12 protein-coding genes are annotated in these 14,478 nt (G+C 67.3%); 10 read left to right on the top strand and 2 right to left on the bottom strand.

Annotation, left to right across the window (positions count from 1 at the left end):
* Position 1: 1 nt before the first annotated feature.
* Entirely contained in the window at positions 2-1,192 is a 1,191-nt protein-coding gene (locus tag J2Y49_RS05770) for a VWA domain-containing protein (protein ID WP_310113137.1), read from the bottom strand.
* A 61-nt stretch (positions 1,193-1,253) separates the two neighbouring features.
* Here J2Y49_RS05770 and J2Y49_RS05765 point away from each other — a divergent pair, with 61 nt between their 5' ends.
* The 3 genes from J2Y49_RS05765 (at position 1,254) to J2Y49_RS05755 (ending at position 4,338) form a co-directional block, all read left to right on the top strand.
* Positions 1,254-1,832, top strand: a complete 579-nt coding sequence (locus tag J2Y49_RS05765) for an HD domain-containing protein (protein ID WP_310113135.1) — start codon at positions 1,254-1,256, stop codon at positions 1,830-1,832.
* A 122-nt stretch (positions 1,833-1,954) separates the two neighbouring features.
* Positions 1,955-3,472 (top strand): cytochrome c oxidase accessory protein CcoG, encoded by a 1,518-nt coding sequence (gene ccoG / locus J2Y49_RS05760; protein WP_310113134.1) that lies wholly within the window; start codon positions 1,955-1,957, stop codon positions 3,470-3,472.
* 164 nt (positions 3,473-3,636) lie between these two features.
* Positions 3,637-4,338: a hypothetical protein gene (locus tag J2Y49_RS05755; RefSeq protein ID WP_310113132.1), complete on the top strand. Its 702-nt coding sequence runs from the start codon at positions 3,637-3,639 to the stop codon at positions 4,336-4,338.
* Between the two features lie 24 nt (positions 4,339-4,362).
* Here J2Y49_RS05755 and J2Y49_RS05750 read toward each other — a convergent pair whose 3' ends face one another.
* Positions 4,363-7,209 carry a [protein-PII] uridylyltransferase gene (locus tag J2Y49_RS05750; protein WP_310113130.1) on the bottom strand — a complete coding sequence of 949 codons (2,847 nt, stop codon included), beginning with the start codon at positions 7,207-7,209 and terminating at the stop codon, positions 4,363-4,365.
* Positions 7,210-7,414: 205 nt separating this feature from the next.
* On the opposite strand from J2Y49_RS05750, the gene J2Y49_RS05745 reads away from it, so the two are divergent.
* From J2Y49_RS05745 to metG, 7 genes are all read left to right on the top strand, one after another.
* Complete coding sequence (locus J2Y49_RS05745) at positions 7,415-7,762, top strand: hypothetical protein (protein WP_310113128.1); 348 nt, start codon at positions 7,415-7,417, stop codon at positions 7,760-7,762.
* 46 nt (positions 7,763-7,808) lie between these two features.
* Positions 7,809-8,663 (top strand): YdcF family protein, encoded by an 855-nt coding sequence (locus J2Y49_RS05740; protein ID WP_310113126.1) that lies wholly within the window; start codon positions 7,809-7,811, stop codon positions 8,661-8,663.
* Positions 8,664-8,795: 132 nt separating this feature from the next.
* Positions 8,796-9,797 carry a septal ring lytic transglycosylase RlpA family protein gene (locus tag J2Y49_RS05735; protein WP_310113124.1) on the top strand — a complete coding sequence of 334 codons (1,002 nt, stop codon included), beginning with the start codon at positions 8,796-8,798 and terminating at the stop codon, positions 9,795-9,797.
* Positions 9,798-9,880: 83 nt separating this feature from the next.
* Positions 9,881-11,083 carry a D-alanyl-D-alanine carboxypeptidase family protein gene (locus tag J2Y49_RS05730; protein ID WP_310113122.1) on the top strand — a complete coding sequence of 401 codons (1,203 nt, stop codon included), beginning with the start codon at positions 9,881-9,883 and terminating at the stop codon, positions 11,081-11,083.
* Between the two features lie 11 nt (positions 11,084-11,094).
* Positions 11,095-11,754, top strand: a complete 660-nt coding sequence (gene tmk / locus J2Y49_RS05725) for a dTMP kinase (protein WP_310113121.1) — start codon at positions 11,095-11,097, stop codon at positions 11,752-11,754.
* Positions 11,751-12,869 carry a DNA polymerase III subunit delta' gene (locus J2Y49_RS05720; protein WP_310113120.1) on the top strand — a complete coding sequence of 373 codons (1,119 nt, stop codon included), beginning with the start codon at positions 11,751-11,753 and terminating at the stop codon, positions 12,867-12,869. The genes tmk and J2Y49_RS05720 overlap by 4 nt, the downstream gene beginning before the upstream one ends.
* Before the next feature lie 51 nt (positions 12,870-12,920).
* Positions 12,921-14,471 (top strand): methionine--tRNA ligase, encoded by a 1,551-nt coding sequence (metG, locus tag J2Y49_RS05715; RefSeq protein WP_310113119.1) that lies wholly within the window; start codon positions 12,921-12,923, stop codon positions 14,469-14,471.
* Positions 14,472-14,478 lie beyond the last annotated feature (7 nt).

Below are 14,478 nucleotides of genomic sequence, written 5' to 3'. Positions count from 1 at the left end.
CTCACCTCCCCAACTCCCGCATAGCCCCGTCCAGCCCCTCCAGCGTCAGTGGAAACATCCGGCCTCCCATCAGGTGCTGGAGCAGGCGGGTGCTTTCCGTGTAGTCCCAGTATTGCGGCGGGGTCGGGTTCAGCCACACCGCCTTGGCGTAAACCGACAGCAGGCGCTGCATCCATACCTGACCGGCTTCCTCGTTCCAGTGCTCGACGCTGCCGCCGGGGTAGGCGATCTCGTAGGGGCTCATGGCGGCGTCGCCGACGAAGACCAGCTTGTAGTCGGCGGGATAGGTGTGCAGCACGTCCCAGGTGGAGATGCGCTCGGTATGGCGCCGTGCGTTGTCGCGCCAGACGCCCTCGTAGACGCAGTTGTGGAAGTAGAAGTGCTCCAGGTGCTTGAATTCGCTGCGTGCGGCGGAGAACAGCTCCTCCACCAGACGGATGTGGTCGTCCATCGAGCCGCCGATGTCGAGGAACAGCAGGACCTTGATCGTGTTGTGCCGCTCCGGAACCATCTTCAGGTCGAGCCAGCCGGCGTTGGCGGCGGTGGCGCGGATGGTGCCGGGCAGGTCCAACTCGCTGGCCGCGCCGCTGCGGGCGAATTTGCGCAGGCGGCGCAGGGCGACCTTGATGTTGCGGGTGCCGATCTCCACCCGGTCGTCGAGGTTCTTGAACTCACGGCGGTCCCACACCTTGACGGCGCGGCGGTGGCGGCTCTCGTGCTGGCCGATGCGCACGCCCTCCGGGTTGTAGCCATAGGCGCCGAAGGGGGAGGTGCCGGCGGTGCCGATCCATTTCGATCCGCCCTGGTGCCGGCCCTTCTGTTCGGCCAGACGCTGGGCCAGCGTCTCCATCAGCTTGTCCCAGCCGCCGAGCGCCTGGACCTGCGCCTTCTCCTCGTCGGTCAGGAAGCGTTCGGCCAGCTTGCGCAGCCATTCCTCCGGCAGGTCGGTGACGGGGACCTCCTCGCCGGCGGGAGTGTCGTCGGTCAGGCCCTTGAAGGTGGCGCCGAAGACGCGGTCGAAGCGGTCGAGATTGCGCTCGTCCTTAACCAAGCATGCACGACTGAGATAATAGAAGTCCTCGACGCGGAAGGACGCGGTGCCCTGCTTCATGGCCTCCATGAGCGTCAGGTACTCCGTCAGCGAGACGGGAACGCCGGCCTTGCGCAGATCGAAGAAGAAACTCGTGAACATGAGAGCGGTCCTTCGCACGGTCCTACCAAGCGGAGAGTAATGCCCCAGCCGAGAGAACACCATGAGCCTGCAGAACGCTTCATTGCCGAACGCCCCCCTCCTCGATTTTGCGCGGGCGCTGGATTTCGCCGCGCACAAGCACATCGACCAGCGTCGCAAGGGCGTGCGCGCCGAGCCCTACGTCAACCACCTGTCGGAGGTCGCCCTGCTGGTGGCGGAGGCGACGGCGGGCAAGGATCCGGTCGTGGTGATCGCAGCCCTGCTGCACGACACGCTGGAGGACACCGACGCCAGCTATGAGGAGATCGAGCAGCTGTTCGGTGTGGAGGTGGTGCAGGTCGTCGCCGAGACCACCGACGACAAGCGCATGTCGAAGGCCGAACGCAAGCAGCACCAGATCGACGCCGCGCCCCGTGCCTCGACGCGGGCGAAGCTGGTGAAGCTGGCCGACAAGGTGTCGAACCTGCGCTCCATGGCGCACAGCCCGCCCGCCGACTGGCCGCTGTCGCGCAAGGTCGAGTATTTCGAATGGGCGCATGCGGTGGTCGCCGGCCTGCGCGGCACCGACGCCCGGCTGGAGGCCCTGTTCGACCGCGCCTATCACGACGGGCTGGCGGAGCTGCGCGGACAGACGGTGTGAGGCCGCGGAGGGATAAAGCGGGGCCGGATTGACATCGCGCAATGCGGCTTCATGACGGAAGTCTTATGGAGAAGGGACGAAGCTGACGCCACCCGTGCCGCTGACGGCCGAGGAACCACGCCATGTCCCTTCCGCAAGAAGACTCCACCCTCACCCGTCGCCCTGCCCAGGCCGCCAAGCCGGCCGCAGCGTCCCACGCCGAACAGCATGAGGAGCCGGGCCGGCACTGGTTCATCAACCGGCCGAAGGTCTATGCCGCGGACGTCAAGGGACGCTTCCGCCAGCTGAAATGGGCGGCCCTGATCGTGCTGCTGGCGATCTACTACATCACGCCGTGGATTCGCTGGGAACGCGGGCCGGGCATCCCGGACCAGGCGGTGCTGATCGACATGGTCGGGCGCCGCGCCTATTTCCTGTGGATCGAGATCTGGCCGCAGGAGGTCTATTACCTGACCGGCCTGCTGATCCTCGGCACCTTCGGCATCTTCTTCGCCACCACGCTGGCCGGGCGCATCTGGTGCGGCTACGCCTGCCCGCAGACGGTGTGGACCGACCTGTTCATGTGGGTGGAGCGCAAGATCGAAGGGCCGCGCACCGCCCGCATCCGGCTGGACAAGGCGCCGATGACCGGGGCCAAGCTGGCGCGCAAGGGGGCCAAGCATGCGGCGTGGGTGGCGATCTCGGTGATGACCGGCGGGGCGTGGGTCTTCTACTTCAACGACGCGCCGACGCTGATGAACGAACTGCTGCACGGGGAGATCACCAGCGGCGTCGCCACCTTCATTGCGCTGTTCAGCTTCACCACCTACTTCTTTGCCGGCTGGGCGCGCGAGCAGATCTGCATCTATGTCTGCCCGTGGCGCAGCTTCCAGTCGGCGATGGTGGACGAGGACACCTTCCTGGTCACCTATGAGGACTGGCGCGGCGAGGGCCGTGCGCCGCTGCGCAAGTCGCAGAGCTGGGACGACCGCAAGGCGGCGGGGCTTGGCGACTGCATCGATTGCAAGCAGTGCGTCCATGTCTGCCCCACCGGCACCGACATCCGCGAAGGCCAGCAGATCTCCTGCATCGGCTGCGGCCTGTGCGTGGATGCCTGCAACGACGTGATGAAGCAGATCGGCCGGCCCATCGACCTCGTGCGCTTCGACACCCAGTCCAACCAGATCGCCAAGATCGACGGCAAGCCGGAACGGGTGAAGCTGGTGCGCGCCCGCACGGTCATCTATTCGCTGATCATGCTGGTCGTGGCCTGCGCCATGGGCATCGCCCTGCTGCTGCGCCCAACGCTGGATGTCAGCGTGCTGCGCGACCGGGCGCCGCTGTTCGTGACGCTGTCCGACGGGTCGGTGCAGAACGCCTACACCATCAAGGTGCTGAACAAGACGCACATCGCCCGCAATTATACGGTGACGGTCGACGGGCTGCGCGACGCGCATCTGTCGGTGGCCGGCGATGACGAGGCCGGCAGCGGCGGCAGCCTGACGCTGCGGGCGGAGGCCGACTCGGTTGCGACCTACCGCGTGTTCGTGAAGGTACCGGCGGCGGCGGTAAAGTCCGGCTCGACGGATGTGTCGGTGATCGCCAAGGACCAGACGAGCGGCGAAGTCGGCAAGCACATCAGCGTGTTCATGGCGCCGTAACGCCGGAGGCCGGACCGGCGGACAGCGCAGCGTGCATCCCGGAAACGGAATGGACAGGAGGGAAATGAAATTGGGGGTGGGCAGCCGGCATATGCCCCCCTCCGGACGATGCACAGCGATGCCGAAAGGGCTTGCGCGATCGTGGTTACACTGACCTTTTTTGTTTGGTCTCGAATCTGTTTGCGCGATCATCGGGACCGGGCAATGGGCGGCGGCCGCGTGCAGGGCCGTGCAGCCGACAAGGGGGGCATGATTTGAAGAATTACGCCAAAACGATTGCGCTCGCTCCGGACGATGTGCGGCGGGCGATCGTCTATGCCGCCATCAGCCCCACGCCGTCGGTAAGGCTTGATCCCGCCATGCCCAGCCTGGATCGCATCAACTTCATGGTCGATCCGGTGAAAAGCGCGAAGAACCGGCTGAAGATGGTGCTGTTCCCCTGGATGGTCGACGAATTCCGGGGGAAACCGACCAAGACCAAGGCGATATGCATCTTCGACATGTTCCTCGCCGACGGCAAGCAGAAGGACGAGAATTTCAGCCGCCTGAGCGGGCGGATGGACACGATCAGGCAGGATTCCGAACTGGCCAAGAGCATGAGCTGGTTCAAGCGGGTCGCGACGTCGAGCAGCCGCAAGGTCGATGCCAACATCTTCGACGATATGTACCGCATCCACATGCTCGGCAAATCCAACGACTCGCTGTTCATAGCCGCTCATCAGGACTTGTTCCGCCAAATCCTCAGCACGCCGCCGACGACGAGCCTCAGCAGCGAGATCTCAGCCGCCGTGCGGGAAATCCGGCAGGCGTGCGAAACCGCCGGATTTCCGCTCAAGAAACTTGGGCTGACCGACAGCTTCGCCTGAACCGGCGGGCTCCGTACAGCCGGTTCAGGCGCCCGTCACCTTCGTCCTTGTCCGCTTCACCGTCGCGGGCGGGGGAGCGTCGCCGGTGGGGTCGTCCAGCGCGCTCAGCAGGCGTTCCTTGATCTTCGCCAGCTTGCCCTCATGCGTCACCTTCAGGCCGAAGACGTCCTTCACATAGAAGACGTCGATGGCCTTCTCGCCGAAGGTGGAGACCTTGGCCGAACTGATCTGCAGGGTCAGGTTCGACAGGGCGCGGGTCAGGTCGTAGAGCAGGCCGGGACGGTCGCGACCGTTCACCTCGATCACCGTATGGGTGGTGGAGGCGTTGTTGTCGATCAGCACGCGCGGCGGCACATGGAAGACGCGGGTGCGGCTGGCCTGGGTGGTGCGGCGGGTGGACAGGTCGTTCAGCGGCTTCAGCTGGCCGGACAGCACCTTCTCGATCATCACGGACAGCTTGGCGAGCTTGTCGCCGCTCTCGAACGCACCGCCGCCGGCGGCGTCCTGGACCGAGAAGACGTCGAGCGCCATCCCGTTGGTCATGGTGAAGATGCGGGCATCGACGATGTCGGCGCCGCAGGCGGCCAGCGCCCCGGCAAGGCGGGAGAACAGACCGCTGTGGTCGGTGGCGTAGATCGTCACCTCCGTCACCGCGCGGCCGCGGTCGACGCGGGTTTCCACCGTCAGGGGACGCTGCTCCCGCTCGGCATCGCGGACGAGGCGGGCCTGATGGGCCAGCGTGTCGGTGTCGAAGGCCAGCCAGTAGGCGGGATAGCCCAGGCCCTTGTGATGCTCGAAGGCGGCGTCGTCGAAGTCGGTGAGTTCGGCGCGCAAGCTCGACTGGGCGGCCTGGATGCGCCGCCCCCTGCCCTCCACCGTCATGCCGCCGGACATCACCTCTTCGGAGCGGTTGTAGAGTTCGCGGAGAAGCGTGGCCTTCCAATTGTTCCAGCGTTGCGGCCCCACCGCGCGGATGTCGGCCACCGTCAGCACCAGCAGCAGGCGCAGACGTTCCGGCGACTGGACCAGAGCCACGAAGTCGCGGACGGTCTTGTCGTCCTCCAGGTCGCGCTTGAAGGCGGTGTGCGACATGGCCAAGTGCCATCGCACCAGCCACGCCACCGTTTCCGTCTCCTCCGCCGTCAGGCCGAGGCGGGGGCAGAGCTTCTCGGCGACGCGCGCACCCAGCACCGAATGGTCGCCGCCGCGGCCCTTGGCGATGTCGTGCAGCAGCACCGCGACGTAGAGCGCACGCTTCGACACCACCTTGTGGATCACCTCGGTGGACAGCGGCAGCTCGTCGGCATGCTCGCGCGCGGCGATCTTGTGCAGGATGCCGAGAGCGAACAGTGTGTGCTCGTCCACCGTGTAGACATGGTACATGTCATACTGCATCTGCGCGACGACCCGGCCGAAGTCGGGGATGAAGCGGGCCATCACCCCGGCCTCGTTCATGCGGCGCAGCGTGATCTCCGGATCCTTCGGCCCGGTCAGGATGTCCAGGAACAGCCGGTTGGCTTCCGGGTCGTTGCGCAGCTTCGGCCCGATGGCCGACAGCGACCGGGTGATGGAGCGCAGCGCCGCCGGGTGGATGTCGATGTCGTGGATCTGGGCGGTGTGGAACAGGCGGATCATGTCGATCGGCTGTTCCTTGAACTGCTTGTCGCTGCGGGCGTTCAGCCGCTCGCCGTCGACGATGAAGCCGTCCACGTCCTTGCGCCGGGCGACCGAGGCCAGCCGCAGCAGGTTGAACTTGGGCGGACGCTTCGATTCGGCCTCCAGCGCCGCGCAGAAGATGCGCGTCAGGTCGCCGACATCCTTGGCGACCAGGAAATAGTGCTTCATGAAGCGTTCGACGCCCTTGGTGCCGGCATGGTCGGTGTAGCCCATGGCGGCGCCGATGCTGGTCTGGACGTCGAAGGTCAGGCGGTCTTCCAGCCGGCCGGTCAGGTAATGCAGGTGGCAGCGCGCGGTCCACAGGAAGTTCTGCGCCTTGGCGAAGCGCTGCGCCTCCTCCGGCGTCAGCACCTTCTTGCCGACCAGTTCATCGACGCTCTCGACGCGGTAGAGGTATTTGGCGATCCAGAACAGGGTCTGCAGGTCGCGCAATCCGCCCTTGCCGTCCTTCAGGTTGGGTTCCAGCACATAGCGGCTGTCGCCCATCTTCAGGTGGCGGTTGTCGCGCTCCGCCAGCTTGGCCTCGACGAATTCGGGTCCGGAACCGGCGACGACCTCCTTGTCGTAGCGCTTGCGCAACTCGGCGAACAGCTTACCCGGACCCCAGAGATAGCGCGATTCGAGGATGGCGGTGCGGATGGTGACGTCTGCCTTGGACTGGCGGATGCAGTCGTCGACGCTGCGCACGGCATGGCCGACCTTCAGCCCCAGATCCCACAGGATGTAGAGCATGTATTCGACCACCTGCTCCACCCGCGGCGTGCGCTTGTAGGGCAGCAGGAACAGCAGGTCGATGTCGGAGAAGGGCGCCAGCTCGCCGCGGCCATAGCCGCCGGTGGCCGCCACGTCGAACACCTCGCCGGAGGTCGGGTTGGCGGTGGGGAAGATGAAGCGGACGGTAAAGTCGGCCAGCGTGCCCACCACCCGGTCGGCGAGATAGCAGTTCTCCCGCACGCACTGCTCGCCCGACCCGCCGTCGTCGAAGCGCCGCCGCACCTCCGCCCGCCCCTCGGCCAGCGTCTTGCGCAGGCAGGCGATCAGCGCCGGGCGCAGCTTGTCGCCGGTGCCATGCTCGGCGACCAGATCCTCAAGCTCCCCCGACAGCTTGCGGCGGGAGATGATGGCGCGCTTGTTGGGGATGGCCGGCGCAGGCAGTTCGGGCGGAGTCGGCGTCTTGGAGCGGGCGGACAGCATCGGTCGGGGAAAACCTCGGCATTCTGGCGGCTTTCGGGCGATCCGGACTGGCCGCGGCAGTCGCACTATAGCGGTAAAGCCTTCAGGTAGCACGCCCGCACTGGAAAACCAGCCCCGCGGCCATGGGGGAGTGACGGCCGTCACAGCGATCCTCGGATTGCAGCGACAGACTGTCCCGCATGGATCGCAATGCAGGAGACGGACCATGACCGGCGGGAAGAGCACGGGTCGCACGGCGGGCGAAGCCTCGGCAAAGGCGCGGCGGGAGCTGGCGGCGCTGAACGATGCGCTGACGCTGGCCGAACGGGGCCTGGGCCGCCAGTCGACCGCGGCGCTGATGGCGCGGCTGCTGAGGGTGGCGGCGATGTATCCGCGGTCGGTGGACGACACGCTGATGTGGCAGGTCACCGACCTCGTCACCGGCGACGACGTGTCGGACACGGTGAAGCTGACGCTGATCCGCATGGGCTGGGCGTCCATCGTCCAGGCGCAGTTCCGGGTGCATGGGCTGCGGATGGTGGAACGGCGGGTGGCGGTGAGGGCGGCGGCGTGAGGTGACGACAGCCCTCTCCCGGGGCGGGAGAGGGAGTTTAGCGCCGTTGCCCACGGGCGACCGCCGCGCTTATGCTGGCCTCCCTTCCACGGCCATGGGCTTTGCGGTGCTGTCCTTCATCCTGTCGAAGCTGCTTTGGGGCGTGGTGGCGCCAGGCAACGCACTGGTTCTGACGGTGGCTATGGGGGCGCTGCTGCTGCGGACGCGGCGCTGGCAGCGGGCGGGCAAGCGGATGGTCACGCTGGCGGCGGTCCTGCTGCTGCTGGTCACCTACACCGGGCTGGGCGCGCTGGTGGCGCTGCCGCTGGAAAACCGCTTTCCGAAGGCCGAGCCGGAAGGGCGGATCGACGGCATCATCATGCTGGGCGGCGCCCTCAACCCGCCGATCACCGCCGACCGCGGCGATCCCTCCCTCAACGACGCGGCGGAGCGGATCCTGGGCTTCGCCGATCTCGTCCGCCGCCATCCGCAAGCCAAGGCGGTCTTCACCGGCGGGTCCGGCCGGCTGCTGGGGCAGGAATACAAGGAGGACGTGACCGCCCGCGCCGCATTGGCGCAGGCCGGCATCCCCGACGACCGCGTGATCTACGAGGCGCAATCCCGCAACACCTGGGAAAACGCCGTGTTCAGCAAGGACATGGTGAAGCCGGCGCCGGGAGAACGCTGGGTGCTCGTCACCTCCGCCATGCACATGCCGCGGTCGGTCGGCATCTTCCGTGCCGTCGGCTGGGAGGTGATCCCCTACCCCGTCGATTACCGCACCCGCACCGGCGCCAAACCCTATCTGCGCTTCGAGTTCGGCCAGAATCTGGTGATCCTGGACGACGCGGTGCGGGAATGGATCGGCCTGACCGCCTATTGGCTGATGGGCCGCACCGAGTCGCTGTTCCCGGCTCCCTGATCATCAGGATCATACTCCGCCTGTGTCATCGTGTTTCCCGGCCTTTCCGGGCATTGGCGCGGCCGTGCCACTCCGCTAGAGTGCCGCCGCCTTGGCGGTTCGAGGCGACCGGGAGATCGAGGGGTTTGGCGGATGCGTCGCTGGCGCGGGGTGGGCAGGATCGTCGTGCTGGTCGGCGTGGCAACGCTCGCCGCCTGTGCGCAGAAGCCGGCGGGCACCGGCTCGGGCCTGCCGACCAGCGGCATCTACAAGGTGGGCAAGCCCTATCAGATCGCCGGCGTCTGGTATTATCCCAAGGAAGACTACACCTATGACGAGACGGGCATCGCATCCTGGTACGGGCCCGGCTTCCATGAGAAGAATACGGCCAACGGCGAGATCTACGACCAGGACGAGCTGACCGCCGCGCACAGGACCCTGCCGATGCCGAGCCTGGTGCGCGTCACCAATCTGGACAACGGCCGGGCCATCGTGGTGCGGGTGAACGACCGCGGCCCCTACGCCAATGGCCGGATCATCGACATGTCGCGCCGCGGCGCCCAGCTGCTGGGCTTCGACGGTCCCGGCACGGCGAAGGTCCGCGTGCAGATTCTGGCGGAGGAAAGCCGGGCCATCGCCGCCGCCGCGCGCCAGGGAACCCCGGCGCCGCTGCTGGCGGAGATCGACGGCCCGCCGCCGAAGGCCGCCCCGCGCGGCAGGATCGAGGTAAGCGGGCCGTCCGGACCGGTCACGATGGTGTCGGCCTCGCTCCAGTCGGCCTCGACCCAGTCAGCTTCGACGGGCGCGCCGCGTCCGGCAGTGGTCGGCGCCCCGGTGCCGCCGCCCGCCACCGTCGCCGGCAGCATGTCGGAAGGCCGGTTCGTGCCGGCGCCGGTGGTGGCGCAGTTGCCGGTAAAGCCGCAGGAGGCGATCTATGTGCAGGTCGGCGCCTACGGCAGCGAAGAGAATGTGGCGAAGGCCCGCGCCCGGCTGTCCGCCATGGGCCAGCGCGCCAGCGTAAGCCTGACGCGGTCGGGCGGCATGTCCCTGCATCGCGTCAGGGTCGGGCCGCTGGACAGCGTCGATCGTGCCGACACCCTGCTCAACCAGATCATACAGGCCGGCCTTACGGAGGCCAAAATCGTGGTGGATTGAACCGGCCTGCCGATATCCACTGTGATCGCCCCCGACCGCTCTGCCGAGCGCCTGTGACCGAGTGCCCTTGGAGGATTGTTGCCATGAACGCTGTTGTCGTCCGCCTGTGCGCCGTTTTCGGCCGTTCCGTTGCCCTTTCGGTTGGAATGGCGGCCGGGATCGCGATGGCCGGGGCCACGATAGGCGCCGGCATGACCGCGGCCTCCGTCCAGGCCGCGACCATCGACACCATCGCCAAGCAGGCGATCCTGCTCGACCTGACTTCGAACACCGTGCTGTTCGAGAAGAACGCCGACGAGCGCATGGCGCCGTCGTCGATGAGCAAGATCATGACCGCCTATCTGACCTTCGAGGCGATCAAGGCCGGCCGCCTGACGCTGGAGAGCACGCTGCCGGTCAGCGAGCGGGCATGGCGGATGCAGGGCTCCAAGATGTTCGTGGAGCTTCACAACAACATCAAGGTCGACGACCTGATCAAGGGCATGATCGTCCAGTCCGGCAACGACGCCTGCATCGTGCTGGCCGAGGGTCTGGCCGGGTCGGAAGGCTCCTTCGCCGAGCAGGCCAACCGCAAGGCGCGCGAGCTGGGGCTGAAGAACACCAACCTCGTCAACTCCACCGGCTGGCCCGACCCCAACCACTACATGACCGCGCGCGATCTGGCGCTGCTGGCCGAGCATCTGATCAAGGACTATCCGGAATACTACCATTACTATTCGATCCGGGAGTTCAAGTACCACGGCATCAACCAGGGCAACCGCAACCCGCTGCTCTACCGCGGCATGGACGTGGACGGCATGAAGACCGGCCACACCGACGCCGGCGGATATGGCCTGACCGCGTCGGGCGAGCGCGAGGGGCGCCGACTGCTGCTGGTGGTCAACGGCCTGCCCAGCATGCAGGCGCGCGCCGACGAATCGGCCCGCCTGATCGAATGGGGCTTCCGTGAATTCGCCTCCTACACGCTCTACAAGGGCGGCGAGACGATCGACCAGGTGCCGGTCTGGCTCGGCGAGCAGGAGACCGTTCCCGTCACCGTGCCGCAGAACCTGAGCGTCACCATGGGCCGCGCCGATCGTCCCGGCATGAAGGTGTCGCTGGTCAGCAACGCCCCGGTCGCCGCACCGATCAAGAAGGGCGACACGGTGGGCAAGCTGGTGATCTCCGCCCCCGGCTTCCCGGGCAAGGAGGTGCCGGTGGTGGCCGCCCAGGACGTGCCGAAGGCCGGCATCTTCGGCCGCGCCTTCGCCGCCGCCAAGTATCTCGTCTTCGGCAACAGCCTGTGACCGTGACGACCATGCCGACCTCTCCACATCGCGGGCGCTTCATCACGCTGGAAGGCGGCGAAGGGGCCGGCAAGTCGACGCAACTGCGCCGGCTGGCCGAGACCCTGCGGGAGGCCCTGCGCGCCCGCGGCCTTGAGTTGGTGACGACGCGCGAGCCGGGCGGATCGCCGGGTGCCGAGGAGATCCGCGGCCTGCTGGTGACCGGCGAGACCGGCCGCTGGAGTCCGGTGACGGAGGCGCTGCTGCACACCGCCGCCCGCCGCGATCATCTGGAGCGCACGGTGTGGCCGGCGCTGGAGGCCGGCAACTGGGTGCTGTGCGACCGGTTCTTCGACAGCACCATGGCCTATCAGGGCTATGGGCTGGGGCTGGGGCGCGAGTTGGTGGAGACGCTGCAGACGGCGGCGCTGGGCGGCTTCCGCCCCGACCTGACGCTGATCCTCGACATCGAGGTGGAGACCGGCCTGCGCCGCGCGGTGGCGCGCCATGGCGGCGAGGACCGCTATGAGCGGATGGACATCGGCTTTCACCAGCGGCTGCGCGACGGCTTCCTCGACATCGCCCGGCGGGAGCCGGAGCGCTGCGCCGTGGTGGATGCCGACGCCGACCTCGACACCGTGCAGGCGCGCATTTGGGACGCGGTGTCCGGGCGTCTGGAGCTGGCGCCGTGAGCAAGGCCCGCACCCCGGCCCCGGCGGCTCCCGCCGCCGAAGAGGCTCTCGCCCCCCGGCGCAACCCGGATCTCGTCGGGCATGAGGAGGCGGAACGGCTGCTGCTGGAGGCCTGGAACTCCGGCCGGCTGCCGCATGCCTGGCTGATCGGCGGGACGCCGGGGATCGGCAAGGCGACGCTGGCCTTCCGCTTCGCCCGCTTCGTCCTGGCGCAGGAGCAGCAGGGCGACAGCCTGTTCGGCGGGGCCACGCCCGTTACCTCGCTGCATATCGGGCCGGACCATCCGGTGTTCCGGCGGGTGGCGTCGGGCGGGCATGCCGACCTGCTGACCATCGAGCGCCAGCGCGACGAGAAGAAGGGCCGGCTGAAGCGCGACATCGCGGTGGACGACGTGCGCAAGATCGGCCCCTTCCTGCGCCGCACCTCGGCGGAAGGCGGCTGGCGCGTCGCGGTGATCGACGGCGCCGACCGCATGAACCTGAGCGGCCTGAACGCCATCCTGAAAATCCTGGAGGAGCCGCCGCCCGGCGCCCTGCTGCTGCTGGTCAGCGACAATCCCGGCGGCATGCTGCCGACCATCCGCTCGCGCTGCCGCAAGCTGACGCTGAAGCCGCTGGACGAAGAGACGGTGATCGATCTGCTGGGGCAGCACCGGCCGGACATCGCCGCCGACGACCGTCCGGCACTGGCCCGTCTGTCGGAAGGCAGCGTCGGCCGCGCCATCGATCTGGCCGATGCGGGCGGGCTGGCGCTGTACCGCGAGATGATCGGGCTGCTGTCCGACCTGCCGCGCATCGACATCGTCGCGGCGCATGCCTTCGGCGACAAGCTGACCCGCAAGCAGGATGACGGGATGTTCGAGACGGCGACGGAGCTGCTGGTCTGGTGGCTAGCCCGCTTCGCCCGCTCGCTCGCCCGGGGGTCCTGGCCGGCGGAGGTGGTGCCGGGCGAAGCCGCCCTGATGACCCGGCTGGCCAACGCCCGCGGTCTTGAACGTTGGGTGGAGGTGTGGGAAAAGGTTCAGCGTCTTTTCGCGCGCGCGGAATCCGCAAACCTGGACCGCAAGCAGGTGGTCCTGAACGCCCTGTCGGCGCTGGAAACGGCAGCCGCCTAGGGTTGTTTCAGAACCTGCCGGTTGAACCTGACTTGAAAGAAAGTGCCGCAAATGGCCGGGCCGAAGACCTTCTACCTGACGACGCCGATCTATTACGTGAACGACGTGCCGCACATCGGCCACGCCTACACGACGCTTGCCTGCGACGTCCTCGCCCGGTTCATGCGGCTCGACGGCTATGACGTGAAGTTCCTGACCGGCACCGACGAGCATGGCCAGAAGGTGGAGAAGTCGGCGGAGAAGGCCGGCATCCCGCCGCAGGAGTTCACCGACCGGGTGTCGCAGAATTTCCGCGATCTCGTGTCGCTGATGAACTATTCCAACGACGATTTCATCCGCACCACCGAGCCGCGCCATGTCGCGTCGGTGCAGGCGCTGTGGACGGTGCTGAAGGAGAAGGGCGAGATTTACCTCGGCTCCTACGCCGGCTGGTATTCGGTTCGCGACGAGGCCTTCTATGGCGAGGACGAGCTGACCACCAATGCCGAGGGCAAGAAGATCGCCCCCACCGGCGCCGAGTGCGAGTGGGTGGAGGAGCCGTCATACTTCTTCAAGCTCTCGGCCTGGCAGGACCGGCTGATCGAGTTCTACGAGCAGAACCCGGACTTCATCGCGCCGGCCGGTAAGCGCAACGAGGTGATGTCCTTCGTCAAGTCGGGGCTGAAGGATCTGTCGGTCAGCCGCACCACCTTCAAGTGGGGCATCCCGGTGCCGGGCGACGACGCCCACATCATGTATGTCTGGCTCGACGCGCTGGCGAACTACATCACCGCCGTCGGCTATCCCGACACGACGGGCGAGTATGCCAAGTACTGGCCGGCCGACCTGCACATGGTCGGCAAGGACATCCTGCGCTTCCACGCCGTCTATTGGCCGGCCTTCCTGATGGCCGCCGGCCTGCAGCCGCCCAAGCGGGTTTTCGCCCATGGCTGGTGGACGATCGAAGGCCAGAAGATGTCGAAGTCGCTGGGCAACGTCATCGCGCCGGACGCGTTGGTCAACACCTACGGCCTCGACCAGACCCGTTACTTCCTGCTGCGCGAAGTGCCCTTCGGCAATGACGGCGACTTTTCGCACAAGCAGATGGTCAACCGGATCAACGGCAATCTCGCCAACGATTACGGCAATCTGGTGCAGCGCGTCCTGTCGATGATCGGCAAGAACTGCGGTGCCGCCGTGCCGACGCCGGGCGAGTTCACGGAAGCGGACAACGCGCTGCTGGGCTCCGCCTACGGCATCCTCGACATCGTCCGGGCGGAGATCAAGGCGCAGGCCTTCCACAAGGCGCTGGACGCCATCTGGGCCGTGGTCGGCGACGCCAACCGCTATGTCGACGAGCAGGCCCCCTGGGCGCTGAAGAAGACCGACCCGGCGCGCATGGCGACCGTGCTGTATGTGCTGGCCGAGACGATCCGCCATCTCGCCATCCTGACCCAGCCGGTGATGCCGGACAGCTCCGCCAAGATCCTCGACCTACTGGCGCTGGGGCCGGATGCGCGCGGCTTCGGCACGCTGGGGCCGTCGGGGGCGCTGGTCGCCGGCACGCCGCTGCCGACGCCGCAGGGCGTCTTCCCGCGCTATGTCGAAGAACCGAAGGCCTGAGTCCGCT

The organism is Azospirillum sp. BE72 (assembly GCF_031455875.1).
Taxonomy (GTDB): Bacteria; Pseudomonadota; Alphaproteobacteria; order Azospirillales; family Azospirillaceae; genus Azospirillum.
The sequence above is the reverse complement of the archived record's forward strand: the minus strand, read 5'-3'. Positions and strand labels throughout refer to the sequence as shown.

Bases quoted from the DNA above. Each gene is read 5' to 3' on its own strand.
- J2Y49_RS05770 (WP_310113137.1), bottom strand. From the start codon at position 1,192: ATGTTCACGAGTTTCTTCTTCGATCTGCGCAAGGCCGGCGTTCCCGTC.
- J2Y49_RS05765 (WP_310113135.1), top strand. From the start codon at position 1,254: ATGAGCCTGCAGAACGCTTCATTGCCGAACGCCCCCCTCCTCGATTTT.
- ccoG (WP_310113134.1), top strand. From the start codon at position 1,955: ATGTCCCTTCCGCAAGAAGACTCCACCCTCACCCGTCGCCCTGCCCAG.
- J2Y49_RS05750 (WP_310113130.1), bottom strand. From the start codon at position 7,209: ATGCTGTCCGCCCGCTCCAAGACGCCGACTCCGCCCGAACTGCCTGCG.
- J2Y49_RS05745 (WP_310113128.1), top strand. From the start codon at position 7,415: ATGACCGGCGGGAAGAGCACGGGTCGCACGGCGGGCGAAGCCTCGGCA.
- J2Y49_RS05735 (WP_310113124.1), top strand. From the start codon at position 8,796: ATGCGTCGCTGGCGCGGGGTGGGCAGGATCGTCGTGCTGGTCGGCGTG.
- J2Y49_RS05730 (WP_310113122.1), top strand. From the start codon at position 9,881: ATGAACGCTGTTGTCGTCCGCCTGTGCGCCGTTTTCGGCCGTTCCGTT.
- tmk (WP_310113121.1), top strand. From the start codon at position 11,095: ATGCCGACCTCTCCACATCGCGGGCGCTTCATCACGCTGGAAGGCGGC.
- metG (WP_310113119.1), top strand. From the start codon at position 12,921: ATGGCCGGGCCGAAGACCTTCTACCTGACGACGCCGATCTATTACGTG.